Source organism: Pseudomonas halotolerans (assembly GCF_039581215.1).
GTDB lineage: Bacteria > Pseudomonadota > Gammaproteobacteria > Pseudomonadales > Pseudomonadaceae > Aquipseudomonas > Aquipseudomonas tehranensis.
This window is the reverse complement of sequence record NZ_JBCNTJ010000001.1, coordinates 504,139-529,895: the sequence shown is the minus strand read 5'-3', so window position 1 is coordinate 529,895 and position 25,757 is coordinate 504,139. Positions and strand designations below refer to the sequence as shown.

The 25,757-nt window shown below is 59.8% G+C and carries 26 protein-coding genes and 1 other RNA gene; 20 read left to right on the top strand and 7 right to left on the bottom strand.

The window, feature by feature from the left end; translation table 11 throughout:
* Positions 1–44: 44 nt before the first annotated feature.
* The gene (locus AAIS01_RS02375; protein ID WP_305388130.1) at positions 45–482 is read right to left on the bottom strand and encodes a Z-ring associated ZapG family protein; all 438 of its coding nucleotides are present in this window, start codon (positions 480–482) and stop codon (positions 45–47) included.
* Positions 483–630: 148 nt separating this feature from the next.
* Between AAIS01_RS02375 and AAIS01_RS02370 the strand changes: the two genes are divergently transcribed.
* From AAIS01_RS02370 to zapE, 3 genes are all read left to right on the top strand, one after another.
* Positions 631–1,260, top strand: coding sequence for an alpha/beta hydrolase (locus tag AAIS01_RS02370; RefSeq protein ID WP_092456238.1), 630 nt, complete (start codon positions 631–633; stop codon positions 1,258–1,260).
* A 24-nt stretch (positions 1,261–1,284) separates the two neighbouring features.
* Positions 1,285–2,640, top strand: coding sequence for a tryptophan--tRNA ligase (locus tag AAIS01_RS02365; protein WP_343467609.1), 1,356 nt, complete (start codon positions 1,285–1,287; stop codon positions 2,638–2,640).
* Positions 2,641–2,740: 100 nt separating this feature from the next.
* Positions 2,741–3,835: a cell division protein ZapE gene (zapE, locus tag AAIS01_RS02360; RefSeq protein ID WP_092456244.1), complete on the top strand. Its 1,095-nt coding sequence runs from the start codon at positions 2,741–2,743 to the stop codon at positions 3,833–3,835.
* Positions 3,836–4,021: 186 nt separating this feature from the next.
* Here zapE and AAIS01_RS02355 read toward each other — a convergent pair whose 3' ends face one another.
* Complete coding sequence (locus AAIS01_RS02355; protein ID WP_343467628.1) at positions 4,022–4,918, bottom strand: GlxA family transcriptional regulator; 897 nt, start codon at positions 4,916–4,918, stop codon at positions 4,022–4,024.
* A gap of 245 nt (positions 4,919–5,163) precedes the next feature.
* On the opposite strand from AAIS01_RS02355, the gene AAIS01_RS02350 reads away from it, so the two are divergent.
* Positions 5,164–6,300 carry an acyl-CoA dehydrogenase family protein gene (locus AAIS01_RS02350; RefSeq protein WP_343467608.1) on the top strand — a complete coding sequence of 379 codons (1,137 nt, stop codon included), beginning with the start codon at positions 5,164–5,166 and terminating at the stop codon, positions 6,298–6,300.
* 133 nt (positions 6,301–6,433) lie between these two features.
* Here the strand turns inward: AAIS01_RS02350 and AAIS01_RS02345 are convergent, their stop codons facing one another.
* Complete coding sequence (locus tag AAIS01_RS02345; protein ID WP_343467607.1) at positions 6,434–7,474, bottom strand: NADP(H)-dependent aldo-keto reductase; 1,041 nt, start codon at positions 7,472–7,474, stop codon at positions 6,434–6,436.
* A gap of 245 nt (positions 7,475–7,719) precedes the next feature.
* Here AAIS01_RS02345 and rplM point away from each other — a divergent pair, with 245 nt between their 5' ends.
* From rplM to AAIS01_RS02310, 7 genes are all read left to right on the top strand, one after another.
* Positions 7,720–8,148 (top strand): 50S ribosomal protein L13, encoded by a 429-nt coding sequence (rplM, locus tag AAIS01_RS02340; RefSeq protein ID WP_003205365.1) that lies wholly within the window; start codon positions 7,720–7,722, stop codon positions 8,146–8,148.
* A 14-nt stretch (positions 8,149–8,162) separates the two neighbouring features.
* Positions 8,163–8,555 carry a 30S ribosomal protein S9 gene (rpsI, locus tag AAIS01_RS02335; RefSeq protein WP_003178188.1) on the top strand — a complete coding sequence of 131 codons (393 nt, stop codon included), beginning with the start codon at positions 8,163–8,165 and terminating at the stop codon, positions 8,553–8,555.
* A 257-nt stretch (positions 8,556–8,812) separates the two neighbouring features.
* The gene (petA, locus tag AAIS01_RS02330) at positions 8,813–9,406 is read left to right on the top strand and encodes a ubiquinol-cytochrome c reductase iron-sulfur subunit (RefSeq protein WP_343467606.1); all 594 of its coding nucleotides are present in this window, start codon (positions 8,813–8,815) and stop codon (positions 9,404–9,406) included.
* Positions 9,406–10,617 (top strand): cytochrome b, encoded by a 1,212-nt coding sequence (locus AAIS01_RS02325; protein WP_047228573.1) that lies wholly within the window; start codon positions 9,406–9,408, stop codon positions 10,615–10,617. The genes petA and AAIS01_RS02325 overlap by 1 nt, the downstream gene beginning before the upstream one ends.
* Complete coding sequence (locus AAIS01_RS02320) at positions 10,617–11,399, top strand: cytochrome c1 (protein ID WP_343467605.1); 783 nt, start codon at positions 10,617–10,619, stop codon at positions 11,397–11,399. The genes AAIS01_RS02325 and AAIS01_RS02320 overlap by 1 nt, the downstream gene beginning before the upstream one ends.
* 149 nt (positions 11,400–11,548) lie before the next feature.
* Positions 11,549–12,166, top strand: coding sequence for a glutathione S-transferase N-terminal domain-containing protein (locus AAIS01_RS02315; RefSeq protein ID WP_003178195.1), 618 nt, complete (start codon positions 11,549–11,551; stop codon positions 12,164–12,166).
* A 16-nt stretch (positions 12,167–12,182) separates the two neighbouring features.
* Positions 12,183–12,596, top strand: coding sequence for a ClpXP protease specificity-enhancing factor (locus AAIS01_RS02310; protein ID WP_123344747.1), 414 nt, complete (start codon positions 12,183–12,185; stop codon positions 12,594–12,596).
* Positions 12,597–12,901: 305 nt separating this feature from the next.
* Here AAIS01_RS02310 and AAIS01_RS02305 read toward each other — a convergent pair whose 3' ends face one another.
* From AAIS01_RS02305 to AAIS01_RS02290, 4 genes are all read right to left on the bottom strand, one after another.
* Complete coding sequence (locus tag AAIS01_RS02305; RefSeq protein ID WP_047228807.1) at positions 12,902–13,480, bottom strand: BON domain-containing protein; 579 nt, start codon at positions 13,478–13,480, stop codon at positions 12,902–12,904.
* Complete coding sequence (locus tag AAIS01_RS02300; RefSeq protein ID WP_007928463.1) at positions 13,477–14,070, bottom strand: phosphoheptose isomerase; 594 nt, start codon at positions 14,068–14,070, stop codon at positions 13,477–13,479. The genes AAIS01_RS02305 and AAIS01_RS02300 overlap by 4 nt, the downstream gene beginning before the upstream one ends.
* Before the next feature lie 111 nt (positions 14,071–14,181).
* Positions 14,182–14,544: a YraN family protein gene (locus AAIS01_RS02295; protein ID WP_092393809.1), complete on the bottom strand. Its 363-nt coding sequence runs from the start codon at positions 14,542–14,544 to the stop codon at positions 14,182–14,184.
* A complete protein-coding gene (locus tag AAIS01_RS02290; protein ID WP_343467604.1) occupies positions 14,544–16,355 on the bottom strand; it encodes a penicillin-binding protein activator in 1,812 nt (603 codons plus the stop codon). The genes AAIS01_RS02295 and AAIS01_RS02290 overlap by 1 nt, the downstream gene beginning before the upstream one ends.
* Positions 16,356–16,685: 330 nt before the next feature.
* Between AAIS01_RS02290 and rsmI the strand changes: the two genes are divergently transcribed.
* The 9 genes from rsmI to mraY all read left to right on the top strand — a co-directional run bounded on the left by rsmI (position 16,686) and on the right by mraY (position 25,756).
* Positions 16,686–17,591: a 16S rRNA (cytidine(1402)-2'-O)-methyltransferase gene (rsmI, locus tag AAIS01_RS02285; RefSeq protein ID WP_343467603.1), complete on the top strand. Its 906-nt coding sequence runs from the start codon at positions 16,686–16,688 to the stop codon at positions 17,589–17,591.
* A gap of 169 nt (positions 17,592–17,760) precedes the next feature.
* Positions 17,761–18,114: RNase P RNA component class A (gene rnpB / locus AAIS01_RS02280), an RNA gene on the top strand.
* Between the two features lie 308 nt (positions 18,115–18,422).
* A complete protein-coding gene (gene mraZ / locus AAIS01_RS02275; protein ID WP_003205355.1) occupies positions 18,423–18,878 on the top strand; it encodes a division/cell wall cluster transcriptional repressor MraZ in 456 nt (151 codons plus the stop codon).
* Entirely contained in the window at positions 18,875–19,822 is a 948-nt protein-coding gene (gene rsmH / locus AAIS01_RS02270) for a 16S rRNA (cytosine(1402)-N(4))-methyltransferase RsmH (protein WP_431191895.1), read from the top strand. The genes mraZ and rsmH overlap by 4 nt, the downstream gene beginning before the upstream one ends.
* On the top strand, positions 19,819–20,112 hold the full coding sequence (gene ftsL, locus AAIS01_RS02265) for a cell division protein FtsL (protein WP_047228812.1): 294 nt from the start codon (positions 19,819–19,821) through the stop codon (positions 20,110–20,112). The genes rsmH and ftsL overlap by 4 nt, the downstream gene beginning before the upstream one ends.
* The gene (locus AAIS01_RS02260) at positions 20,112–21,851 is read left to right on the top strand and encodes a peptidoglycan D,D-transpeptidase FtsI family protein (protein WP_343467627.1); all 1,740 of its coding nucleotides are present in this window, start codon (positions 20,112–20,114) and stop codon (positions 21,849–21,851) included. The genes ftsL and AAIS01_RS02260 overlap by 1 nt, the downstream gene beginning before the upstream one ends.
* Positions 21,851–23,314, top strand: a complete 1,464-nt coding sequence (locus AAIS01_RS02255) for a UDP-N-acetylmuramoyl-L-alanyl-D-glutamate--2,6-diaminopimelate ligase (protein WP_343467602.1) — start codon at positions 21,851–21,853, stop codon at positions 23,312–23,314. Before AAIS01_RS02260 ends, AAIS01_RS02255 begins: the two co-directional genes overlap by 1 nt.
* Positions 23,307–24,674, top strand: a complete 1,368-nt coding sequence (locus AAIS01_RS02250) for a UDP-N-acetylmuramoyl-tripeptide--D-alanyl-D-alanine ligase (protein WP_343467601.1) — start codon at positions 23,307–23,309, stop codon at positions 24,672–24,674. Before AAIS01_RS02255 ends, AAIS01_RS02250 begins: the two co-directional genes overlap by 8 nt.
* Positions 24,674–25,756 carry a phospho-N-acetylmuramoyl-pentapeptide-transferase gene (mraY, locus tag AAIS01_RS02245; RefSeq protein ID WP_305388145.1) on the top strand — a complete coding sequence of 361 codons (1,083 nt, stop codon included), beginning with the start codon at positions 24,674–24,676 and terminating at the stop codon, positions 25,754–25,756. The genes AAIS01_RS02250 and mraY overlap by 1 nt, the downstream gene beginning before the upstream one ends.
* The last annotated feature ends 1 nt before the right edge of the window (position 25,757 follow it).

Sequence of the window (25,757 nt, the reverse complement as noted above, 5' to 3'; positions counted from 1 at the left end):
GCCCGATCATGCGATCGGGCGGGCTTTTGGGTGTCGCCTGGAAATTACTTCTTCAAACCGTAATGCTCATCAAGCATGCCGGGCGAATTGGGGGATTTGGGGGCGTAGTCCCGGGGTGGCTCCTGGACCTCTTTTGGCGGGGTCAGGCGCTCCCGTGGCGTCTGCGCCGCATCAGCGTGCAGGGCGGCCAGCAAGCGTTGGCGAGTCTGCTCGTCCAGGGCCAGGCGATTGGCCCCCTCGGACAAATGATCCTGGACGTCCTGGTAGCTCTGGGTGAGTTTTTTCACCAGAGAAGCGGTGCTGTTGAAGTGAGTGACCACTTCATTCTGATAACTGTCGAAACGTTCCTGAATGTCGTCCAGCTGACGTTGCGTGCTGTTAGGCACCGCATTGGGCAGCAGTCGGGCAAGCAGGAATCCAATGGCGACACCGGCAACCAGGGCAAGAGTCGGCAACAGCCAAACTAAGAGCGAGTGTTCCACGAGTCCTTCCTCTATAAACGGCTTTGCTTTACGTTAACGGCTCGGACCTGCGCTGTATACCGCGAAGAACATCGCAATCATGCCAGGCACAGACTTTTAGCTAGACGAGTCGACCCGATTCGAGGTCACGGAGTTCTTTCCCTTGCTTATGCGCGAAACCCCTGTAGTCATTGATGGCCCCGTGGGCCAACTGGAAGCCTTGTACCTGGACAGCGAAGCGCCCCGTGGCCTGGCGCTGATCTGCCACCCCAACCCGGTGCAGGGCGGGACCATGCTCAACAAAGTCGTCTCGACCTTACAACGCACTGCCCGTGATGCTGGCCTGGTTACGTTGCGTTTCAATTATCGCGGCGTCGGCGCCAGTGCCGGCAGCCATGACATGGGCACCGGTGAAGTCGACGACGCCCAGGCCGCAGCCGATTGGCTGCGGGAAAAATACCCGCAACTGCCGCTCACCCTGTTCGGTTTCTCGTTTGGCGGATTCGTTGCCGCAAGCCTGGGCGGACGTCTGGAAGCCCAGGGCCAACCACCCAAGCACTTGTTCATGGTGGCCCCGGCGGTGATGCGCCTGGACGCGCAATCGCCCTTGCCGATGAGCGGCGAGTTGACCGTGATCCAGCCGGAAACCGACGAAGTAGTCGATCCCCAGCTGGTTTACCAATGGTCGGACACGCTCCAGCGCCCCCATGAGCTGCTGAAAGTGGCAGAATGCGGACACTTTTTCCATGGCAAGCTGACCGATCTCAAGGATCTGCTCCTGCCGCGCCTCTCGAATTGACAGCAGTCTGACAAGCGATAACCCATGACGACTCGTACCCGCATCCTGACCGGCATCACCACCACCGGCACCCCGCACCTGGGCAACTACGCCGGCGCCATCCGTCCGGCGATCCTCGCCAGCCGCGACAGCAACGCCGATTCGTTCTATTTCCTGGCCGACTACCACGCCTTGATCAAATGCGATGACCCGCTGCGCATCCAGCGCTCGCGCCTGGAAATCGCCGCGACCTGGCTGGCCGGTGGCCTGGATGTGGACCGCGTGACCTTCTATCGCCAGTCCGACATTCCCGAGATCCCGGAACTGACCTGGCTGCTGACCTGCGTCGCCGCCAAGGGCCTGCTCAATCGCGCCCATGCCTACAAGGCGTCGGTGGACAAGAACGTCGAAGCCGGAGAAGACCCGGATGCCGGCATCACCATGGGGTTGTACAGCTACCCGGTGCTGATGGCTGCGGACATCCTGATGTTCAACGCCCACAAGGTGCCGGTCGGTCGCGACCAGATCCAGCACGTGGAAATGGCCCGCGACATCGGCCAGCGCTTCAACCATTTGTTCGGCCAGGGCAAGGAGTTTTTCACCATGCCCGAGGCGCTGATCGAGGAGAGCGTCGCCACGCTGCCGGGCCTTGATGGCCGCAAGATGTCCAAGAGCTACGACAACACCATCCCGTTGTTCAGCAGCGCCAAGGACATGAAGGACGCGATCTCGCGGATCGTCACCGACTCCCGCGCACCGGGCGAAGCCAAGGATCCGGACAACGCCCACCTGTTCACCTTGTTCCAGGCCTTCGCCACACCCGCGCAGTCCGCCGAGTTCCGTAGCGAACTGCTGCAGGGCCTGGGTTGGGGCGAAGCCAAGAACCGCCTGTTCCAGTTGCTCGACAGTGAACTGGGCGAGTCCCGCGAACGTTATCACCAGTTGATCGAACGCCCGGCGGACCTAGAAGACATCCTGCAACTGGGCGCGACAAAAGCCCGGGCCGTGGCCACACCCTTCCTCAACGAACTGCGCGAAGCCGTTGGCCTGCGTTCGTTTGTCAGCCAGGTTCAGGTGGCGACCAGCACGAAAAAGAAAGCGGCCAAAGCTGCACGTTTCGTCAGTTTTCGCGAAGACGACGGCAGTTTCCGCTTCCGTCTGCTGGCCGCCGATGGCGAGCAATTGGTGTTGTCGCGCCATTTTGCCGATGGCAAGACTGCAGGCCAGGTCACCAAGCAACTGCAAGCCGGTCAGCCACTGGACGTGCGCAGCGACGAGCTGAGCTTCAGTGTCTGGCTTGACGGCGCATGTGTGGCCGACAGTCCGGCCTTTGCGGACAGCGCCGCTCGGGATGCTGCCATCGAGGCTCTGCGCGTGGCTCTGACGCCGGTTCAGGACTGAGCCGGGGCGATTCCGACCATCGGCTCGAATAAGGGCCGATTGCCATTCCCGCGGGCCGTCGCTACAGTGACGGCCCGTTTTTGTTGCCTTGCTAACGAATATGACGCCCCTAGAACGATATCAAGCTGATCTGAAACGCCCGGAGTTCTTCCACGACGCAGCCCAGGAAACGGCAGTGCGGCATTTGCAGCGCCTGTACGACGATCTGGTCGCCGCGTCGAACAACAAGCCGGGCTTGTTGGGCAAACTGTTCGGCAAGAAGGACCAGGTGCCGGTCAAGGGCCTGTACTTCTGGGGCGGTGTCGGCCGTGGCAAAACCTACCTGGTTGACACCTTCTTCGAGGCGTTGCCGTTCAAGGAAAAGACACGAACGCACTTCCACCGCTTCATGAAGCGCGTGCATGAAGAGATGAAGACCCTGGGCGGCGAGAAGAACCCGCTGACCATCATCGCCAAGCGCTTCTCTGACGAGACCCGGGTGATCTGCTTCGATGAGTTTTTCGTGTCCGACATCACCGACGCCATGATTCTCGGCACCTTGATGGAGGAGTTGTTCAAGAACGGCGTGACCCTGGTCGCCACCTCGAACATCGTGCCGGACGGCCTTTACAAGGACGGCCTGCAACGCGCGCGCTTCCTGCCGGCCATTGCGCTGATCAAGGAACACACCGACATCGTCAATGTCGACAGCGGTGTGGACTATCGTCTGCGCCACCTGGAGCAAGCGGAGCTGTTTCACTTTCCCCTGGACGCCGCCGCTGAAGAAAGCCTGCGCAAGAGCTTCCGTGCCCTGACGCCGGAATGCACCCAGGCGGTCGAAAATGATGTGCTGGTCATCGAGAATCGCGAGATCCGCGCCGTGCGTACTTGCGATGACGTGGCCTGGTTCGACTTCCGTGAATTGTGCGATGGCCCTCGTAGCCAGAACGACTACATTGAGCTGGGCAAGATCTTCCACGCGGTACTGCTCAGCAACGTGGAGCAAATGAGCGTCACCACCGACGACATTGCCCGCCGCTTCATCAACATGGTCGACGAGTTCTACGACCGTAACGTGAAGCTGATCATTTCGGCCGAAGTCGAGCTCAAGGATCTCTACACCGGCGGTCGCCTGACTTTTGAGTTCCAGCGAACCTTGAGTCGTTTGCTGGAAATGCAATCACACGAATTCCTGGCGCGGGCGCATAAGCCGTAGGGCGATTCGGAAAGCAAAAAAGGCCTGCGATTGCAGGCCTTTTTTTGTACGCTCGAATCAGTCGTTCACTCCTGTGGGAGCGAGCTTGCTCGCGATGGCGTCTTGTCAGTCAACATCAGTGCTGCTGAACCACTGCCATCGCGAGCAAGCTCGCTCCCACAGTGGATCGTTGCCAGCCCCTCGGGCTCACGCCGCCTGCTGAAACTGCTGCCGGTACTGGTTCGGCGACAACTCGGTATGTTGCCGGAACAGCCGTGCGAAGAAGCTCGCATCGTCGTAGCCGACCTCATAACTGATGGTCTTGATGCTCTTGCGGCTGCCGGACAACAAGCCCTTGGCGGTTTCTATCCGCAGCCGTTGCAGGTAATGCAGCGGTTTGTCCCCCGTGGCGGTCTGGAAGCGGCGCATGAAGTTGCGGATGCTCATACCGTGCTCCCGGGCGACGTCCTCAAAGCGGAACTTGTCGGCGAAGTGTTCTTCGAGCCAGTGCTGGATCTGCAGGATGATCACATCCTGATGCAGTTTCTGGCCCCCGAAGCCGATTCTTCCCGGTGAATAGCTGCGCTGCACTTCATACAGAATGTCTCGTGCCACGGCCTGGGCCACGTTGGCGCCGCAGAACCGTTCGATGAGGTAGATGTAGAGGTCGCAGGCCGAGGTCGTGCCGCCGGCGCAGAACAGATTGTCGGCATCGGTCAGGTGCTTGTCCTGGTTCAGGTGGACCTGAGGGAAGCGCTCCTTGAACGCGTTGAAGAAACGCCAGTAGGTGGTGGCCTCCTTGCCATTGAGCAGCCCGGCCTCGGCCAGCCAGAACACCCCGGTCGCCTCGCCGCAGAGCACGGCACCACGGGCATGCTGTTCCCGCAGCCAGGGCAGGACTTGTGGATAACGTTGGCAGAGGGTGGCGAAATCATCCCAGAAGGCCGGAAGGATGATCACATCGGTATTTTCCAGGCCACCGTCCACCGGCATGATCACATCGCTGAAGCTGTGCACCGGGTTGCCATCGGGGCTGACCAGTCGAGTTTCGAACGCCGGTGTCAGGCCGTGGCCCAGTTGTTTGCCATAGCGCAGGCTGGCCAGGTGGAAAAAATCCTTGGCTTGCATGAGGGTGGAAGCGAAAACCCGGTCGATAGCCAGGATGCTGACGCGCCGCAAGGGCGTGGAGATGTGCTTGGACATAGTTGATCTTTATTTTTATAGGGGAAAGTGGTCACCAGACGGCTGGATCGTCTTATTTTTTGTCGGATGTGTCCAGTGTCCTGTCATCCCTCGCAGGCTTAGGCTCTGAGGGATAACCCCATCGAACAATAATGCAAAGGTGCGTCATGATCCCAAGAACCCTGTTCAGTCCCGAGCACGAACTGTTTCGCGACAGTGTACGAACCTTCCTCGAAAAAGAAGCGGTGCCGTACCACAGCCAGTGGGAAAAACAGGGGCATGTGGACCGTCAGTTGTGGAACAAGGCGGGGGAGGCGGGGATGTTGTGCTCGCATCTGCCAGAGGCTTATGGCGGGCTGGATGCCGATTTTCTCTACAGCACCGTGGTGATTGAAGAAATCGGCAGACTGGGGCTGACGGGTATCGGCTTCTCGCTGCACTCCGACATCGTTGCGCCTTACATCCTGCACTACGGCAGCGAAGCGCTGAAACACAAGTACCTGCCCAAACTGGTGTCCGGTGAGATGGTCACGGCCATCGCCATGACCGAGCCGGGCGCCGGTTCGGACCTGCAGGGCGTGAAGACCACGGCAGTGCTGGACGGCGATGAATATGTCATCAACGGCTCGAAGACGTTCATCACCAACGGCTCTTTGGCTGACCTGGTGATCGTGGTGGCCAAGACTGATCCGAAGGCCGGCGCCAAGGGCACCAGTCTGTTCCTGGTGGAGGCGGGCACGCCTGGCTTCGAAAAAGGCAAGCGTCTGGAGAAGGTCGGGATGAAGGCTCAGGACACTTCGGAGCTGTTCTTCCAGGATGTTCGCGTGCCCAAGGAAAACCTGCTGGGGCAGGCCGGGATGGGCTTTGCCTACCTGATGCAGGAACTGCCCCAGGAACGCCTGACGGTGGCGATTGGCGGCCTGGCGTCGGCCGAAGCGGCGCTGCAATGGACGCTGGACTACACCCGCGAACGCAAGGCTTTCGGTAAAACCATCGCGGACTTCCAGAACACCCGGTTCAAACTGGCGGAAATGGCGACCGAGATCCAGATCGGTCGGGTTTTCGTCGACCGCTGCCTGGAACTGCACCTGCAAGGCAAACTCGACGTGCCGACGGCGGCGATGGCCAAGTACTGGGGCACCGATCTGCAGTGCAAGGTGCTCGACGAATGCGTGCAGTTGCATGGCGGTTACGGCTTCATGTGGGAATACCCGGTGGCCCGGGCATGGGCCGACGCGCGGGTGCAGCGGATCTATGCCGGGACCAATGAGATCATGAAGGAGATCATTGCGCGGTCGCTTTGATCTAGGGTGAATTCAAGATCGTCTTCGCGAGCAAGCCCGCTCCCACAGGAGTCCTGCGTCGATCACAAAAGAGTGTTCAGACACAAATCCCCTGTGGGAGCGGGCTTGCTCGCAAAGGCTTTTTACCAGTCGATCAAGGCGCCGGGTTCGGCTGATCCTTGTGGATCGCCTCGATCCCCGCCAGCACTTCATCCGACAGCTTCAGGTCGAAGCTTTCGAGGTTGCTGTCCAGTTGCTCAAGGGTCGTGGCACCGATGATGTTGCTGGTCACGAATGGTTGCCGGGTGACGAAAGCCAGGGCCATTTGTGCCGGGTCCAGGCCGTGTTCCCGCGCCAGGGCCACATAACGACTGCACGCGGCTTCCGATTGTGGATTGAAATAGCGCATGAAGCGGCTATAGAGCGTCAGGCGGCCCTTGGCTGGCCGTGCGCCGCCTTCATATTTGCCCGACAGGAAGCCGAACGCCAGTGGCGAGTAAGCCAGCAGGCCACACTGTTCGCGGATGGCGATTTCCGAAAGCCCGATCTCGAAGCTGCGGTTGAGCAGGTTATAGGGGTTCTGGATTGACACTGCCCGCGGCCAGCCACGGGCTTCGGCCAGGGCGAGGAATTTCATGGTGCCCCACGGCGTTTCGTTGGACAGGCCGATGTGGCGGATCTTGCCGGCCCGGACCTGCTCGTCCAGGGCTTCGAGGGTTTCTTCCAGAGGGGTGAAATCTTCGTCCGCCTTGTGCTGGTAGCCCAATTGGCCAAAGAAATTGGTGCTGCGCTCTGGCCAATGCAGTTGATAGAGATCGATCCAGTCGGTCTGCAGGCGTTTCAGGCTGGCGTCCACCGCTTCGACGATATGGCGACGGTTGTGCTTGAGGTTTCTATCGCGGATGTAGTCGATGGTGTTGCCGGGGCCCGCGATTTTGCTCGCCAGGATCCAGTCCGCGCGGTCACCGCGGCGCTTGAAGTAGTTGCCGATGTAGCGCTCGGTGGTGGCGTAGGTCTCGGCCTTGGGTGGCACCGGGTACATCTCGGCGGTGTCGATGAAATTGATCCCGGCACCCTTGGCGCGTTCGATCTGGGCGAAGGCCTCGGCCTCGCTGTTCTGCTCACCCCAGGTCATGGTTCCGAGGCACAGGGCGCTCACGTTTAGATCGGTACGGCCTAGCTGGCGATAATCCATCGGGAACTCCTTGGGCAAAACAATCATAAAAGCAGGTTGAATTATTTTTCGCAATCTGCATAATTGCGCACCTCTTTCTGCAGTGGAAGTGATGCGCCGCCGCCGAAGAATCTTGCCGTTGAACGGACGCGCCGACCCGAGCCCCCGAAAGCGTCTGTATCCGGCTGCCTTTGACTTGTCAAAGTACGCACTATTCAGTAAGATCCGCCGTCTAATTTACAGGGCGGCCCCTGAGGCTATAAAGAATGAAAACTTTTACTGCTAAACCGGAAACAGTAAAGCGCGACTGGTTTGTCGTCGACGCTGCTGGTCAGACCCTGGGTCGTCTGGCCACCGAAATCGCGAGCCGTCTGCGTGGCAAGCACAAGCCTGAGTACACCCCTCACGTCGACACCGGTGACTACATCGTAGTGATCAACGCTGAGCAAGTACGTGTTACTGGCGCTAAAACCACTGACAAAATGTACTACTCCCACTCCGGTTTTCCTGGCGGCATCAAGTCGATCAACTTCGAAAAGCTGATCGCCAAAGCCCCTGAGCGCGTGATCGAGACCGCGGTTAAAGGCATGCTGCCTAAAAACCCACTGGGTCGCGACATGTATCGTAAGCTGAAGGTTTATGCGGGCGCTGCTCACCCTCATACTGCTCAGCAGCCCCAAGAACTGAAGTTTTAACGGAATAGTTCATTATGTCGGCGACTCAAAATTACGGCACTGGCCGTCGCAAGACTGCAACCGCACGCGTTTTCCTGCGTCCGGGCACTGGTAACATCTCCATCAACAACCGCACCCTGGATAACTTCTTCGGCCGCGAAACTGCCCGCATGGTAGTTCGTCAGCCGCTGGAACTGACCGAGACCGTCGAAAAATTCGACATCTACGTCACTGTTATCGGTGGTGGTGTAAGTGGTCAGGCTGGCGCAATCCGCCACGGCATCACTCGCGCCCTGATGGATTACGACGAAACTCTGCGCGGTGCACTGCGCAAAGCCGGCTTCGTAACTCGCGATGCTCGTGAAGTTGAACGTAAGAAAGTCGGTCTGCGTAAAGCGCGTAAGCGTCCGCAGTACTCGAAGCGTTAATTTCGCTTCCGCTTTCAAAAGGCGCCCAGTTCCTCACGGAGCTGGGCGTTTTTTTTATGGGTGAAATAATTGCTCTGTGACAACTTGCCACATTCGTGAAGGCCCTATACTGCAAGGCTTGGCGGTTGGGTCGCTTGGTAATTACCTTGTCAGAACTGGGGCTTTTCATTACCATTCGGCAAAATTTTTATAAGTTCAGATTTTTACTTAGTAGACGCCTGATTTAACAGGCCACAAAGCTGATGGGAGAGGACTGAATGAGCAATGACGGCGTGAATGCAGGCCGGCGTCGCTTCCTGGTAGCAGCCACATCCGTGGTGGGTGCTGCAGGAGCGGTGGGGGCTGCGGTCCCGTTCGTGGGGTCATGGTTTCCCAGCGCCAAGGCGAAAGCCGCAGGTGCACCGGTGAAAGTGGATGTCAGCAAGATCGAGCCAGGCCAGCAGATGATTGCTGAGTGGCGCGGTCAGCCGGTATTCATCGTCCGCCGTACGGAGGAGATCCTGGGGAATCTGAAAAAGATCGAGGGCCAACTGTCCGATCCCACTTCCAAGAACTCGGACCAACCGGAGTACGTCAATCCCGAAACGCGCTCGATCAAGCCGGAAGTCCTGCTGCTAATCGGGATCTGCACGCACCTGGGTTGCTCGCCAACGTTCCGCCCCGAAGTGGCGCCTGCCGACTTGGGCAAGGACTGGGTCGGTGGTTATTTCTGCCCTTGCCACGGCTCCCACTATGACCTGGCGGGTCGCGTCTACAAATCGCAGCCTGCACCTCTGAACCTGCCAGTTCCCCCGCATTCCTATGAAACCGACGACATCATTGTCGTTGGCGTCGATACGGAGAAAGCGTGATGAGCAAATTCATGGATTGGGTTGATGCGCGCTTTCCCGCGACCAAAATGTGGGAAGACCATCTCAGCAAGTACTACGCTCCAAAAAACTTCAACTTCTTCTACTTCTTTGGCTCCCTGGCACTGCTCGTTCTGGTCAACCAGATCGTCACCGGTGTCTGGCTGACCATGAGCTATACCCCGTCGGCGGAAGAAGCGTTTGCCTCCGTCGAATACATCATGCGCGACGTCGAGTACGGCTCGATCCTGCGTCTGCTGCACTCCACAGGCGCCTCGGCGTTCTTCATCGTGGTTTACCTGCATATGTTCCGTGGTCTGCTCTACGGTTCGTACCAGAAGCCACGTGAGCTGGTGTGGGTGTTCGGTATGCTGATCTACCTGGCACTGATGGCCGAAGCGTTCATGGGCTATCTGCTGCCGTGGGGCCAGATGTCCTACTGGGGCGCCCAGGTGATCATCTCGTTGTTCGGTGCAATTCCGGTCATCGGCGATGACCTGACCCAGTGGATTCGCGGTGATTACCTGATTTCTGGCATTACCCTGAACCGCTTCTTCGCCTTGCATGTGGTGGCCTTGCCGATCGTGATCCTCGGCCTGGTGGTGCTGCATATCCTGGCGCTGCATGAAGTCGGCTCGAACAACCCCGATGGCGTGGACATCAAAAAGTACAAGGACGAAAACGGTGTACCGCTGGACGGCATCGCCTTCCACCCTTACTACACCGTGAAAGATATCGTCGGCGTGGTGGTGTTCCTGTTCATCTTCTGCTCCATCGTGTTCTTCTTCCCGGAGATGGGTGGTTACTTCCTCGAGAAGCCTAACTTCGAGCAGGCAAACGCCTTCAAGACCCCTGAGCACATTGCTCCGGTCTGGTACTTCACACCGTTCTACGCGATTTTGCGGGCGGTTCCAGACAAGCTACTGGGCGTCATCGCCATGGGGGCGGCGATCGCTGTGCTGTTCGTCCTGCCGTGGCTGGACCGCAGTCCGGTCAAGTCGATGCGCTACAAAGGCTGGCTGAGCAAAATCTGGCTCTGGGTGTTCTGCATCTCGTTCGTGATCCTGGGCGTGCTGGGCGTACTCGCGCCAACACCGGGCCGGACGCTGCTGTCGCAGGTCTGCACCTTCCTTTACTTCGCCTACTTCATTCTGATGCCGTTCTACACCAGGCTCGAGAAGACCAAACCGGTTCCGGAAAGGGTGACTGGCTGATGAAAAAGCTATTTTCTGTACTGATTCTTGCTGCTATGCCTGTCCTGTCCTTTGCGTCCGCATCCGGTGGGCCCGAGCTGGAAAAAGTCGACATCGACGTTTCCGACAAAGCTGCCATGCAGGACGGCGCACGTACCTTCGCCAACTACTGCATGGGCTGCCACAGCGCCAAGTTCCAGCGTTACGAGCGTGTAGCGGATGACCTGGGCATTCCCCATGAGCTGATGCTCGAGAAGCTGGTGTTCACCGGCGCCAAGCTGGGCGATCACATGAATATCGGCATGCAGCCGGCAGACGCCAAGTCCTGGTTCGGGGCTGCGCCGCCCGACCTGACGCTGGTGGCGCGCGTGCGTGGCACCGACTGGCTCTACGGTTACCTGCGTTCGTTCTATGAAGATCCTGCGCGTCCTTGGGGCGTGAACAACAAGGTCTTCCCGAACGTCGGCATGCCAAACGTTCTGGTCGGCCTGCAGGGTCGTCAGGTGGTAGGCTGCAAACAGGTTCAAATCGTCGAGGACGGCAAGAAGCAATACGATCCGCTGACCGGTACGGCTTTGACTCATGAAGCGTGCGATCAGTTGACCGTGCTGCCGAACACCGGCAGTCTGACTGAAGAGCAGTTCGACGAGAAGGTCAAGAATCTGGTGACCTTCCTGGCCTATTCGGCCAACCCGGTGAAGCTGGAGCATCAGCGCATCGGTACTTATGTGTTGCTGTATTTGGCGTTCTTCTTCGTATTCGCTTACCTGCTCAAGCGTGAATACTGGAAAGACGTGCATTGATAAAGCTGTAAACCGTTGCTGTTAATCGTGCGCGCCCAAGGGCGTCTCTGGATGTAACGAACCTGGTCAGCCGGGTGTTACGGGAGGCGCCCTCTGGGCGCGCTCGTTTTTCCGTTTTTCGATAATTTCAACAAGCGAGGAGGATCGCCATGGGCGTGACCAATCGGTTGGCCTGTTACTCCGACCCCGCCGACCACTATTCCCACCGGGTACGCATCGTACTGGCAGAGAAGGGTGTCAGCGCCGAGATCATTTACGTCGAAGCGGGCCGTCAGCCGCCGAAGCTGATCGAAGTGAACCCTTACGGCAGCCTGCCCACGCTGGTCGATCGTGACCTGGCATTGTGGGAGTCGACAGTGGTGATGGAATACCTGGATGAGCGTTATCCGCATCCGCCTTTACTGCCGGTGTATCCTGTTGCGCGAGCCAACAGTCGTTTGCTGATCCATCGCATCCAGCGTGACTGGTGCGGGTTGGTGGATCTGATTCTGGACTCACGTACCAAGGAACCTGCGCGGGTTGTGGCGCGCAAAGAATTGCGTGAAAGCCTGACCGGCGTATCGCCGCTGTTCGTCGACAAACCGTTCTTTCTCAGTGAGGAACAAAGTCTGGTGGATTGCTGCCTATTACCCATACTCTGGCGTTTGCCGATTCTGGGTATCGAACTGCCGCGGCCTGCCAAGCCGCTGCTTGATTATATGGAGCGCCAATTTGCGCGCGAGGCTTTCCAGGCGAGTCTGTCTGGTGTCGAACGTGACATGCGCTAAGGCTTAGGGAGCCGCTATGAACTCCAGTCGACCTTATCTGGTCCGCGCGCTCTATGAGTGGATTGTGGACAACGATTGCACCCCGCACATGCTGGTCAACGCCGAGTATCCATCGGTGCAAGTGCCACAGGGTTTTGCCAACGATGGGCAAATAGTCTTGAACGTATCACCGGCCGCCGTGCGTCACCTGCACATGGACAATGATGCGGTCAGCTTTGAAGGGCGCTTCGGGGGTGTGCCGCATACTCTGTACGTGCCTATTGCCTCGATCCTGGGGATATATGCTCGGGAGAATGGCCAGGGTATGGTGTTTGAGCTGGAAGCGCCGTTGGATGGTGAAGACGAGCTTGAGCCGGATGATGATTTGCCGCCACCGGATGACGAGCCGCCGCGGCCTAGCGGTCGGCCGAGCCTGAAGGTCGTGAAGTAATAGACGGTGATTCGCGGGCAGGTTGTTTGAGGCCTGGTGATTTGCTGGTTGGTTAAGGAAATGCCTGTATCGGAAGATGCGGGCATTTTTTTATGGGTTATGGCTGTTCTCAAGGTCGTGCAGGGTGTATGGGATGGTGTGTATATCTGTTTCTGCGGTAACGGCTACTGGCGGAACCCTAAGCCGCCGTTACCGCAGAAACGGATATATACACCGACACCCCTCCAAAAAAATGAAGCCAAAAAAAAACGGCGCTTTCCGTCTCGGAAGAAGCGCCGTTTTTCTTGAGTGCCTGAAGTTCAGTATCAGTCAATGTACTCAAACAACTTGACGATTTTCTGCACCCCGGAAACCCCTTGCACCAGGTTGGTCGCCTGCGCAGCCTCCTGCTTGGTCAGCAGCCCCAGCAGGTAAACAATGCCATTCTCGGTCACGACCTTGATGCGCGAGCCGGGAATGCTGGCGTCGGTCAGCATCTGGGTCTTGATCTTGGTGGTCAGCCAGGCATCGTTCTGACGCGCCAGCAGCGAGGAAGGGGGCAGGACCTGCAATTCGTTATGCACGGTCTTGACCCGCTGTACGGCACTTGCAGCCTGCTCGGCCTTGGCCTTGAGGTCCGCGCGTGGGGTTTGGCCGGCCAGCAGCACGACACCGTTGAAGCTGGTGACGACGATGTGCGAATTGTTGTCCAGGTCCGGGTCGGCCTTGGCGATGTTTACGCCTGCCTTGGTTTCGATCAACGAGTCGTCAATCTTGCTGCCGAAGGTGCGGGTGCCGCGGTCGTCTTCAATCGGCTTTTCCCGGCTGGCGTTAACCACCGATGTGCAGCCGCTGATGCCGAGGCACAGGGTCAGGGCCAGAAGGCCTAGGCGATTAGGGGTCATTCTTCACTCCCGAACAGTTGGCTGTCGATCAAGTCGCAAAGACAATGAATCGCCAGCAGATGGACTTCCTGAATGCGTGCGGTGACATTGGCCGGTACGCGAATCTCGACGTCTTCGGGCAACAGCAGTGACGCCATGCCGCCGCCATCGCGCCCGGTCAATGCTACGACAATCATTTCGCGATCATGTGCGGCCTGGATAGCCTGAATAATATTGGCCGAGTTGCCGCTGGTGGAAATCGCCAGTAACACATCGCCGGGCTGGCCCAAGGCGCGAATCTGTTTGGAGAACACTTCGTTGTAGCTGTAGTCGTTGGCGATCGAGGTGATCGTCGAGCTGTCGGTGGTCAGTGCAATGGCCGGCAGGCTGGGGCGTTCGCGCTCGAAGCGGTTGAGCAGCTCCGATGAAAAATGCTGGGCATCGCCGGCAGATCCGCCATTGCCGCACGAAAGCATTTTGCCTTCATTGAGCAGGGCGTTGACCATCACTTGGCTGGCTTGCTCGATGTGCGGTGCAAGTACGTCCATCGCCTGTTGCTTGGTGTCGATACTGGCCTGAAAAAGCTGGCGAATTCGCGATTGCATGTCCATCTGTGTGACCTTAAGTAGCGCGGCTTATCGGCACAAGCATGTGCGGCGCGCAAAGCAAAGAGCAAAAATTGGGTGAAGGTGTCCGGCTGGGCTCGTCATGGGCATTGACGTTCAACTGTCGAAGGCATTCTGCAACCAGTTCAACTGATCGGCGTTGCTATCGATGGCAACCACGTCGAAGCGGCAGGGATGGTCGGCCCAGCGAGACTCGATTTGCAGGAAGTACTGCGCGGCGAAAACCAGCTTCTGGCGCTTGCGTGCATCGATGCTGTCGAGCGCGCCACCCCATTGAGTATTTTTTCTGTAGCGGACTTCGACGAATACTACTGTATCGCCATCAAGCATGACCAGATCAAGCTCGCCACGTTTACACAGCCAGTTTTGCGCCAGCAGCCGCAGACCTTGTTGCTGAAGATGCGCGAGAGCCTGGCTCTCGGCATCCCGTCCGCTTTGCTGGCGTGATCGGTCAGGCATCAGCGCTGGGTGTCCGGTAAGCGCTGCACCTGGCCGTTGATGAACTCGGCCCACGGCAGTTGACGTTGTACACGCTGGGACGGCGACACTGCCAGGCTGCCCGACAGACCTTCGATACGGGTGTCCGGCAATGCCTTTAGCTGTCCCAGACGCGGAGCCAGGCGATAGGCGTCTGCGCCCATCGCGTACAACCGGCCCAGGCTACCGGCGGCCTGGGGCCACTGGGCGGTGACCTGCTTGCGCAGCGGGTCGTTGGCATCGAGCAGCCACGGGGTTTCGCAGAAGCGCACGCCGCTCATGTCGTTGTACTGATTCTGGTCGCCACTGGCGCTGAATACATGGGAGGTAGCGTACACAGGTACGTCGCCGGCGTACTGGAAGTTCAGGGTCGGCTTGATCTGTTGGGCCTGTTGCGGGGTCGAGGCCAGGAACAGGAACTCGATGTCCTGACGGCGGGACGGCTGGGCCGCGACGGCCGTATCGACTGTGCTTTGCAGGCGCTTGGCGCGCCCTTCGCTCTGGCGCAGATGGAACATGTCGGCGATCTGCTGGGCCAGTTGCACTGGCTGGTCGATGCGTTCGACAGCGATGATGGTGCCACCATTGTCCTGCCAGTCCTGGCTGAAGGCTTTGAGGACACGATCACCCCATTCACCTTTCGGCACCATGACCGCGGCACGATGCAGGCCGTCCACACGGGCGCGGCGGGACACTTCGCGGGCTTCATCTTCTGCGGCCAGGCCAAACTGGAACAACTGTGCCGGGCCTTGCTCGCCTTCGCTGTAATTGAGCGCGAGGGTCGTGATCGGCAGTTGCGGGCGGGTGCTCAGCTGTTTGACCAGCGGTTTTTCCAGCGGGCCGACCACCAGTTGTACGCCGTCGGCCTGGGCCTTGCGATAGAAGTCATCCAGGGACGTCAGGCGCGAGCTGTCATAAAACTGAATGCTCGGCGGGTTCTGCCCGGCCTGTTGGGCCTGATAATGGGCAGCCATGAAACCTTCGCGCAGGGCTCTGGCGACCGAGGACAGAGGACCGTCCTGCGGCAGCAGCAGAGCGATCTTGCTCAGGGGCTGGCTCGCCAGCTCCTTGAGCTTGATCAGTGGCGTCGGCAGTTGGAGGGCGGCCGGGTGCTTCGGGTTCTGTTCACGCCAGCTGTCGATAGCCGCCTGTTGCTGTTCCAGCGTGCCGGCGGTTTTCACCGCCAGGGCCAAGCTCAGCCAGCCACCGAGGTCGTCGGTGGTGGTCGGTTGCAGTTGATCTGTGGGCAACGAGGCGATCAGCGACCAGATCGCTTCGTGGTTTTTCGCTGCCGCTTCGCTTTCGAGCAGGGGCGCAATGAAGATCCGTTCCTTGGCGGCTGCCAGGGTCTGGCCATCGGCCTCAAGGGCGCGGGCGTGGACGGTGCCGGTGCGGACCTGTTGTTCCACCGGCAGCTCGCTCAGGTGTTGCAGGCTCGGGTGGCTCAGGGCGGTCAGCGCTGCTTTGGGTTGATTGCGCGTCATTGCCAGTTCGGCCGCCAGGGTGCTGGCGAAAATCTGCTGGCCGGGCTTGAGTTGCTCCATCGGCACCTGTTGCAGAATCTGCGCGGACTGACCGGCATTGCCCTGACGGTAGGCCAGGTCTGCTGCGCTCAGACGCAACAAGGCGGCTTTTTCCGGGGTTTTGCTTTGGGTGGCCTGTTCGAGCAACTGCTCGATACTGGCATCCGGGGTCCGTGGAAGTTCGCCAAGGCTGGAGGAGGGCGAGCTGGCGCAGGCCGCCAGAAGGGCAGCGAGGCAGAGGGCAGAGAGCAGCCGCAGGCAAGCGATCATGTAAATGTTCCTGATACGAGATCAAATTAGCGTCGAATTGTACCCAAGCACTGGCCGGGGCGCGATGTTAGTGGCGTGAATCGATCAATTTAGGTATTTCAAAGAATGCGGAGCGGCACGAAGGCGCTGTTCACTCAGGTGGTGGCACTAAACCTGTGGCGAGGGGATTTATCCCCGTTGGACTGCGCAGCATCCCAAAAAAAGGCTGGAAACCCTTCAGCCTGACACACCGAGGCGGCAGGTCTTGGGTCTGCTGCGCAGCCCAGCGGGGATAAATCCCCTCGCCACAATGGCTGATGTGAACCGCTAAGACGGCCGGCACACGCTACAATGGCGCTTTTTACCGATCATGAGGTGTGCGCTTTGACTGCTCCAGGTGCTTTGAATTCCGCTGCCGGCTCGCTTTATGTGGTGGCGACGCCCATCGGCAACCTGGACGATATCAGTGCTCGGGCGCTGAAAATCCTGCAGGAGGTCGCGCTCATTGCGGCCGAAGATACACGCCACTCTCAACGCTTGTTGCAACATTTCGGCATCTCAACGCCGTTGGCGGCCTGTCATGAGCACAATGAGCGGGAAGAAGGCAGTCGTTTTATCACTCGCCTGTTGGCGGGCGATAACGTTGCGCTGATTTCCGACGCGGGTACGCCGCTGATTTCCGACCCCGGCTATCACCTGGTACGCCAGGCCCGGGCGGCCGGCATCAATGTCGTTCCGGTGCCGGGGGCGTGCGCCTTGATCGCTGCCCTTTCGGCGGCGGGCCTGCCGTCGGACCGTTTCATTTTCGAAGGCTTTTTGCCCGCCAAGGCGGTGGGGCGACGGGCGCGCCTGGAGTCTATTAAGGAAGAGCCGCGCACGTTGATCTTTTACGAGGCGCCGCACCGCATCCTTGAATGCCTGCAAGACATGGAGCAGGTGTTTGGTCCGGAACGCCCGGCGCTGCTCGCCAGGGAGCTGACCAAAACCTTCGAAACGCTCAAAGGGTTGCCGTTGGCGCAGTTGCGCGCCTTTGTCGAAAGCGATAGCAACCAGCAGCGCGGTGAATGTGTTGTGCTGGTGGCCGGCTGGACGGCGCCGGACAGTGAAGAGACCGTCAGCAGTGAAGCGATGCGCGTCCTGGACCTGCTGCTCAAGGAGATGCCCCTCAAGCGCGCCGCCGCCCTCGCGGCGCAGATTACCGGCGAGCGTAAGAACGTCCTGTATCAGGTTGCGTTGGACCGGCAGAAGGGGCAGTGAGGTCGCGACAACGCCCACCAAGGCATTAGATGGAGGGATTTATCCCCGCTGCCCCCTGTCGCTTCACGCCCTGAGCTTCTGCGCCAGCATTCTTTCGTTGCCTGCGGTGCTGTCATCAAAGGCTTTATCGCTTGTTCTTCGGCCGCTCTGCCGTTAACCTTCGCGGCGGAGAGTCGATCGGACAGTCGCTGCCCTCTATGAAAATTAGGGGGGGGAGGAAAGTCCGGGCTCCATAGGGCGAAGTGCCAGGTAATGCCTGGGAGGCGTGAGCCTACGGAAAGTGCCACAGAAAATAACCGCCTAAGCGTTTCGGCGCCGGTAAGGGTGAAAAGGTGCGGTAAGAGCGCACCGCACGGCTGGCAACAGTTCGTGGCTAGGTAAACCCCACTTGGAGCAAGACCAAATAGGGTCCCAAGGCGTGGCCCGCGCTGGGACCGGGTAGGTTGCTAAAGATGTCCAGTGATGGCCATCGTAGACGAATGACTGTTCAAGACAGAACCCGGCTTACAGATCGACTCTCCACCTTTTCCCCTCCTGCCAGAATCGCTGGCAGACGCAATTGCTAAGACCAAAAAAATCTTACTCTTAACAAATCACTTTAACTTGTGAGCGCAGCTTCCTGTGTTCGTTGAAGTTGCAGCGAAAAATCCTACGTCAGATTCCCATCGCCCCTCCAAATACGCTCCTAAATCTCCGATCTATAAGGCTTTTCCTTCAATCCGCGCCTTGACGGTGCGGTGGGCGCATTCCTATAGTGTGCGCAAGTGGCGGAAAGTGGCATGAAGTGGGTTTTTTGAGCGTAAAACGCAAAATTTTTGGAGAAACGCTGACGTGTTTCGCGGAGCTAACGCTATCAGTCTCGATGCAAAGGGCCGTCTCGCCATGCCGAGCCGGTACCGTGACGAGCTCGTTTCGCGTAGTTCCGGGCAGTTAATCGTCACGATCGACGCCGTTGACCCATGTTTGTGTGTTTACCCTCTTGATGAGTGGGAAATCATCGAAACCAAACTGCGCGCATTGCCTTCGCTGCGTGAAGAGAACCGCCGCCTGCAACGCTTGCTGATCGGTAACGCCGTCGATCTCGAACTCGATGGCAGCGGTCGTTTCCTGGTTCCACCGCGCCTGCGCGAGTACGCCAAGCTGGACAAGCGCGCGATGCTGGTGGGCCAACTGAACAAGTTCCAGCTGTGGGACGAAGATGCCTGGAATGCGGTCTCTGCCGCTGACCTGGCTGCTATTCAACAACCGGGCGCCATGCCTGATGAACTGCGTGATTTGATCCTGTGACTATTGATAGCGGCTTTAACCACATCACCGTACTGCTTGACGAAGCCGTTGAGGCTCTCGCCGTACGTCCTGATGGCTGCTATCTGGATGGCACGTTCGGGCGTGGCGGGCATAGCCGGCTGATTCTCAGCAAGCTCGGCCCGGACGGCCGTCTGCTGGGGTTCGACAAGGATCCTCAAGCGATTGCCACCGGGCAAGCGCTAGCGGCCGAAGACGGCCGCTTTGTCGTTGTGCAGCGCAGCTTTGCGGAACTGGGCTCGGAAGTGGCTCAGCGTGGCCTGGCCGGCAAGGTCAGTGGCGTGCTGCTTGACCTGGGCGTGTCTTCGCCGCAGTTGGACGACCCTGAGCGCGGCTTCAGTTTTCTCAACGATGGCCCGCTGGACATGCGCATGGATCCGTCCCGCGGCATCAGCGCCGCCGAATTCGTCAACACGGCCCCGGTGGAAGAAATCGCCCGTGTTTTCAAGGAATACGGCGAAGAACGTTTTTCCGGCCGCATGGCCCGCGCCGTGGTCGAGCGTCGCGACACCAAACCATTCGAGCGCACCGGTGACCTGGCCGAAGTGCTGAAAGTCGCCAACCCGGCATGGGAAAAGGGCAAGAACCCGGCTACCCGTGCTTTCCAGGGTTTGCGCATCCACGTCAATAATGAATTGGGCGATCTGGAGGCCGGCCTTGAGGCGGCCCTTGAAGCACTGGAGATCGGCGGGCGACTGGTGGTGATCAGCTTCCATTCCCTGGAAGACCGTATCGTCAAATTGTTCATGCGCAAGCTCACCAAGGGTGAGGCCGATAACCTGCCGCGCAACCTGCCGGTGCGTTTCGAAGCCTTTGTGCCGAAAATCAAGATTCACGGCAAGGCCCGGTTCGCCTCCGAGGCCGAACTCAAGGCAAACCCGCGTGCTCGTAGCGCCGTCATGCGTGTTGCGGAGAAGTTGCGGTGAGCAAGCTCTTCGCCAAGCCCCTGCCAGGCGGCAGCTTTTTCATGCTGCTGCTGTTTATCGGCGTGCTCGTGTCGGCCATCGCCGTGTCCTACAGTGCGCACTGGAACCGGCAGTTGCTCAACACCCTTTACAGCGAACTGAGCGTGCGCGACAAGGCCCAGGCCGAGTGGGGCCGGTTGATCCTGGAACAGAGCACCTGGACCGCCCATAGCCGTATCGAAGTACTGGCGACCGAACAACTGAAGATGCGCATTCCTGGCGCTGCCGAAGTGCAGATGGTGGCGCCATGATGAAGCTCGAAGGGGCACTCTTTCCGTGGCGCTTCCGCCTGGTCCTGGGCCTGCTCGGGATCATGGTGGCGGCGATCGTCTGGCGCATCATTGATCTGCAAGTGGTCGACCGTGACTTCCTCAAAGAGCAGGGCGATGCCCGCAGCCTGCGGCACATCCCGATCCCGGCTCACCGTGGCCTGATTACCGACCGCAATGGCGAGCCGCTGGCCGTGAGCACTCCGGTGACGACCTTGTGGGCAAACGCCAAGGAAATGCAGCAGGCCAAGGAAAAGTGGCCGGCGCTGGCCGCTGCCCTTGGACAGGACCCCAAGGCACTGGCCGAGCGGCTCGAAGCCCAGGCCAACAAAGAATTCATTTACCTGGTGCGCGGGTTGACGCCCGAGCAAGGTCAGAGGGTGCTCGACCTGAAAGTGCCGGGCGTCTACGGCATCGAAGAATTCCGGCGTTTCTACCCGGCCGGTGAGGTGACTGCCCATATGGTCGGTTTCACCGACATCGATGACCGGGGGCGAGAAGGGGTCGAACTGGCCTATGACGAGTGGCTGGCCGGAGTGCCCGGCAAGCGTCAGGTCATCAAGGATCGGCGCGGCAGGCTGATCAAGGATGTCCAGGTCACCAAAAACGCCAAGGCCGGTAAGCCCTTGGCGTTGTCCATTGACCTGCGCCTGCAATACCTGGCCAACCGGGAGCTGCGTAATGCCATTGTCGAGAACGGTGCCAAGGCCGGTAGCCTGGTGATTCTCGACGTGAAGACCGGCGAGGTTCTGGCCATGGTCAACCAGCCGACCTACAACCCGAACAACCGCCGTAACCTGCAACCGGCGATGATGCGTAACCGCGCGATGATCGATGTGTTCGAACCGGGCTCGACCATGAAAGCCGTTTCCATGGCGGCGGCTCTGGAAACCGGGCGCTGGAAGCCGGGTGACACGGTCGAGGTGTATCCGGGCACCCTGCAGATCGGCAAGTACACCATTCGGGACGTCTCCAGGACCGAAGGTCCGGTGCTCGACCTGACTGGCATCCTGATCAACTCCAGTAACGTGGGCATGAGCAAGATCGCCTTCGATATTGGCGGCGAGGCGATCTATCGTCTGGCCCAGAAAATCGGTCTTGGTCAGGGCACGGGCCTGGGCTTTCCTGGCGAGCGGGTCGGCAATCTGCCGAACTACCGCGAGTGGCGCAAGGCTGAAACGGCCACGTTGTCATATGGCTACGGTGTTTCCGTGACCGCAATCCAGTTGGCCCACGCGTTTTCGGTGTTGGCCAACAACGGCCGCATGACTCCGCTGTCGCTGATCAAAACCGACAGGGCCCCGGAGGCCACTCAGGTCATTCCTGAGGACGTCGCCAAGACCATGCAAGGCATGCTGCAACAGGTGATCGAAGCGCCGCGTGGCGTCTATCGCGCCCAGGTGCCGGCGTATCACGTGGCCGGTAAGTCGGGTACGGCGCGCAAAACCTCCGCGGGCGTTAAGGGGTACGCCGAGAACTCCTATCGTTCGCTGTTCGCCGGCTTCGGTCCGATGAGCGACCCGCGCTACGCCATCGTCGTGGTCATTGACGAACCAAGCAAGGCTGGCTACTTCGGGGGGTTGGTCTCGGCGCCGGTGTTCAGCAAAGTGATGTCCGGCACCCTGCGCCTGATGAATATCACCCCGGATAACCTGCCGCCGACCCAGCAGGCCAATACCGCACCGGTCGTACCCTTGAAAGCCGAAGGAGGGCGCGGCTGATGTCCCTGAGCCTGAACAAGATTTTTGCCCATGCCGGCCACGATCTGCTGATTCGCGAATTGGCCCTGGACAGTCGCCACGTGCGCGCCGGGGATCTGTTCCTGGCCGTGCCGGGCGCACGTTTTGATGGCCGCGCCCACATCGCCGATGCTTTGAAGCGCGGTGCGGCTGCGGTGGCTTATGAAGTCGACGGAGCGACCGTGCTACCGATCACTGATGTGCCGCTGATTCCGGTCAAGGGACTGGCGGCCCAACTGTCGGACATTGCCGGGCGTTTTTACGGCGACCCGAGTCGTCACCTGAACCTGATTGGCGTGACCGGCACCAACGGCAAGACCAGCGTCAGCCAACTGGTGGCCCAGGCCCTGGATCTGCTGGGTCAGCATTGCGGCATCGTCGGGACGTTGGGTAACGGTTTCCATGGTGCGCTGGAGAGTGGCCTGCACACCACGCCGAACCCGATTGCCGTGCAGGCAACCCTGGCGGACCTGAAAAAGGCCGGAGCCAAGGCCGTGGCGATGGAAGTCTCTTCCCATGGCCTGGATCAGGGCCGCGTGACGGCCCTGGCGTTCGACGTCGCCGTATTGACCAACCTGTCGCGCGATCACCTGGATTACCACGGCACCATGCAGGCGTACGGTGAAGCAAAAGCCAGGCTGTTTGCCTGGAATGACTTGAAGTGCCGGGTCCTCAACCTTGACGACGCGTTCGGCCGGCAATTGGCCGCCGATAAGCGCGAGTCCCGGTTGATCACCTATAGCCTGGAAGATGCCAGCGCCTACCTTTATATACGCCAGGCGCAATTCAATGACGAAGGCGTGCGCGCCACCCTGGTTACACCCCAAGGCGAGCACCACCTGCGCAGCACCTTGCTCGGTCGTTTCAACCTGAGCAATGTGTTGGCGGCCATTGGCGCCTTGCTTGGCCTGGACTACGCACTGGATGAAATCCTCAAGGTCCTGCCCAAACTCGAAGGGCCTGCCGGGCGCATGCAACGGCTGGGTGGCGGAACGCAACCGTTGGTGGTGGTCGATTACGCCCATACCCCGGATGCGCTGGAAAAAGTCCTGATGGCCCTGCGGCCTCACGCCAAGGGCAAGTTGCTGTGCCTGTTCGGCTGCGGCGGTGATCGTGACCGCGGCAAGCGTGCGCTGATGGCCGAAGTGGTCGAGCGCTTGGCCGATGGTGTCGTGGTCACTGACGACAATCCGCGCACCGAAGACCCGTCGCAGATTTTCGACGACATCCGCGCCGGCTTCACGAACGTGGACAACGTCACCTTCGTGGCCGGTCGCGGCCAGGCAATTGCCCAGTTGATTGCCGGTGCGTCGGCGGACGATGTCATTGTCCTGGCCGGTAAAGGGCATGAGGACTACCAGGAAATCAATGGCGAACGCCATGCTTTCTCCGATCTGGTGGAAGCCGATCACGCCCTGACTGCGTGGGAGGTGGCCCATGCTTAAGGCGCTGAAACTCAGCGAGTTGATCAACGCCCTGAATGCGCGCCTCATCGCCGCGGACGCCAGCTTCGACGGCGTGAGCATCGACAGCCGGGCCATTGCTCCGGGGCAGCTGTTCGTCGCCCTGGCCGGACCGCGTTTCGACGGCCACGATTACTTGAACGAAGTCGCCGCCAAAGGGGCGGTCGCGGCACTGGTCGAGCGGGAAGTGACCAACAGTACGCTGGCGCAGTTGCTGGTCGCTGACACCCGTCAGGCCTTGGGCCAGTTGGGCGCGCTGAACCGCACGGCGTTTGATAAGCCGGTCGCAGCCATCACCGGCTCCAGCGGCAAGACCACCGTCAAGGAAATGCTGGCAAGCATCCTGCGCACGCGCGGCCCGGTGCTGGCAACCCGTGGCAACCTGAACAATGACCTCGGTGTTCCGCTGACCTTGCTGGAGCTGGCACCGGAACACAGTGCCGCCGTTATCGAGCTGGGTGCTTCGCGGCTCGGTGAAATTGCCTATACCGTCGCCATGACCCAGCCCCACGTCGCTGTGCTCAACAACGCCGGGACCGCCCACGTCGGTGAGTTCGGTGGCCCGGACAAAATCGTTGAGGCCAAGGGCGAGATTCTCGAGGGGCTGGATGCCGACGGCGTCGCCGTGCTGAATCTCGACGACAAGGCTTTCGAAACCTGGAAGACCCGGGCGGCTGGGCGCAAGGTGCTGACGTTCGCCTTGAGCAATCTCGCCGCGAATTTTTACGCCAGCGACCTGGACCGCGATGCTCGCGGCTGCCCGGCCTTCAACCTGCACAGCCCCGACGGTGCGGAACGGGTCCAGTTGAACCTGCTTGGCACCCATAACGTCGCCAACGCCCTGGCCGCTGCGGCCGCGGCCCATGCTTTGGGTGTGTCGCTGCCGGGCATCGTGGCCGGCTTGAACGCGGTACAACCGGTCAAAGGACGCTCCGTTGCACAGTTGGCCAGCAACGGCATGCGCGTGATCGACGACACCTACAACGCCAACCCGACCTCCATGTGCGCCGCGGTGGATATCCTCGCCGGTTTCCCCGGCCGTACCGTGTTGGTGCTGGGGGATATCGGCGAGTTGGGCGAGTGGGCGCAACAGGGGCATCGCGATGTCGGCGCCTATGCGCGCGGCAAGGTCGATGCGCTGTATGCCGTCGGCCCGATGATGGCCCATGCGGTCGCCGCGTTTGGCGAACACGCACAGCATTTCACCACTCAGGCCGAGTTGATTCAGGCCCTGAGCGCCGAGCAGGACCCGAACACCACCTTATTGATCAAGGGCTCACGCAGTGCCGCGATGGAAAACATCGTCGCGGCGCTGTGCGGTTCCCGTATGGAGAAACATTAATGCTGCTGCTGCTAGCGGAGTACCTGCAACAGTTCCACAAAGGCTTCGCGGTCTTCCAGTACCTGACCCTGCGCGGGATCCTGGGTGTGCTGACCGCGTTGTCGTTGTCGCTGTTCCTGGGCCCGTGGATGATTCGCACCTTGCAGAGCCTGCAAATCGGCCAGTCGGTCCGTAACGATGGCCCGCAATCGCACCTGTCCAAATCCGGTACCCCGACCATGGGCGGGGCGCTGATCCTGTCGTCCATTGGCATCAGTACCGTGCTCTGGGCCGACCTGGCGAACCGGTATGTGTGGGTGGTATTGCTGGTGACCCTGTTGTTCGGCGCCATCGGCTGGGTTGACGACTACCGCAAGGTCATCGAGAAGAATTCCCGGGGGCTGCCGAGCCGCTGGAAGTATTTCTGGCAGTCGGTATTTGGTCTCGGCGCGGCGATCTTCCTTTATATGACCGCCGCCTCGCCGGTGGAAACCACCCTGATCCTGCCAATGCTCAAGGACTACAGCATCCCGCTGGGCGCAGGCTTCATCGTATTGACCTACCTGGTCATCGTCGGGTCGAGCAACGCGGTCAACCTGACGGATGGCCTCGATGGCCTGGCGATCATGCCGACCGTGATGGTGGGCGGCGCGCTGGGGATCTTCTGCTACCTGTCGGGTAACGTGAAGTTTGCCGAATACCTGCTGATCCCTTATGTGCCGGGGGCAGGCGAGCTGATCGTGTTCTGCGGTGCGCTGATCGGTGCCGGCCTGGGTTTCCTGTGGTTCAACACTTACCCCGCGCAGGTTTTCATGGGCGATGTCGGCGCGCTGGCGCTGGGCGCGGCCCTGGGCACCATTGCCGTCATCGTTCGCCAGGAAATCGTCCTGTTCATCATGGGCGGTGTGTTCGTGATGGAGACCCTGTCAGTCGTCATTCAGGTTGCTTCCTTTAAGTTGACCGGCCGCCGGGTATTTCGCATGGCGCCGATCCACCACCACTTTGAACTCAAGGGCTGGCCCGAGCCGCGCGTGATTGTCCGTTTCTGGATCATCACCGTGATTCTGGTCCTGGTCGGCCTTGCCACCCTGAAGCTGAGGTAGA

Coding starts and splice junctions, on each gene's coding strand:
- AAIS01_RS02345 (WP_343467607.1), bottom strand. CDS start 7,474: ATGGATTATCGCCAGCTAGGCCGTACCGATCTAAACGTGAGCGCCCTG.
- AAIS01_RS02320 (WP_343467605.1), top strand. CDS start 10,617: ATGAAAAAGCTATTTTCTGTACTGATTCTTGCTGCTATGCCTGTCCTG.
- AAIS01_RS02250 (WP_343467601.1), top strand. CDS start 23,307: ATGCTTAAGGCGCTGAAACTCAGCGAGTTGATCAACGCCCTGAATGCG.
- AAIS01_RS02325 (WP_047228573.1), top strand. CDS start 9,406: ATGAGCAAATTCATGGATTGGGTTGATGCGCGCTTTCCCGCGACCAAA.
- AAIS01_RS02260 (WP_343467627.1), top strand. CDS start 20,112: ATGAAGCTCGAAGGGGCACTCTTTCCGTGGCGCTTCCGCCTGGTCCTG.
- AAIS01_RS02365 (WP_343467609.1), top strand. CDS start 1,285: ATGACGACTCGTACCCGCATCCTGACCGGCATCACCACCACCGGCACC.
- AAIS01_RS02350 (WP_343467608.1), top strand. CDS start 5,164: ATGATCCCAAGAACCCTGTTCAGTCCCGAGCACGAACTGTTTCGCGAC.
- AAIS01_RS02290 (WP_343467604.1), bottom strand. CDS start 16,355: ATGATCGCTTGCCTGCGGCTGCTCTCTGCCCTCTGCCTCGCTGCCCTT.
- AAIS01_RS02255 (WP_343467602.1), top strand. CDS start 21,851: ATGTCCCTGAGCCTGAACAAGATTTTTGCCCATGCCGGCCACGATCTG.
- AAIS01_RS02300 (WP_007928463.1), bottom strand. CDS start 14,070: ATGGACATGCAATCGCGAATTCGCCAGCTTTTTCAGGCCAGTATCGAC.
- AAIS01_RS02305 (WP_047228807.1), bottom strand. CDS start 13,480: ATGACCCCTAATCGCCTAGGCCTTCTGGCCCTGACCCTGTGCCTCGGC.
- petA (WP_343467606.1), top strand. CDS start 8,813: ATGAGCAATGACGGCGTGAATGCAGGCCGGCGTCGCTTCCTGGTAGCA.
- AAIS01_RS02370 (WP_092456238.1), top strand. CDS start 631: ATGCGCGAAACCCCTGTAGTCATTGATGGCCCCGTGGGCCAACTGGAA.
- AAIS01_RS02315 (WP_003178195.1), top strand. CDS start 11,549: ATGGGCGTGACCAATCGGTTGGCCTGTTACTCCGACCCCGCCGACCAC.
- AAIS01_RS02295 (WP_092393809.1), bottom strand. CDS start 14,544: ATGCCTGACCGATCACGCCAGCAAAGCGGACGGGATGCCGAGAGCCAG.
- AAIS01_RS02310 (WP_123344747.1), top strand. CDS start 12,183: ATGAACTCCAGTCGACCTTATCTGGTCCGCGCGCTCTATGAGTGGATT.
- rpsI (WP_003178188.1), top strand. CDS start 8,163: ATGTCGGCGACTCAAAATTACGGCACTGGCCGTCGCAAGACTGCAACC.
- rplM (WP_003205365.1), top strand. CDS start 7,720: ATGAAAACTTTTACTGCTAAACCGGAAACAGTAAAGCGCGACTGGTTT.
- zapE (WP_092456244.1), top strand. CDS start 2,741: ATGACGCCCCTAGAACGATATCAAGCTGATCTGAAACGCCCGGAGTTC.
- rsmI (WP_343467603.1), top strand. CDS start 16,686: ATGGCGCTTTTTACCGATCATGAGGTGTGCGCTTTGACTGCTCCAGGT.
- mraY (WP_305388145.1), top strand. CDS start 24,674: ATGCTGCTGCTGCTAGCGGAGTACCTGCAACAGTTCCACAAAGGCTTC.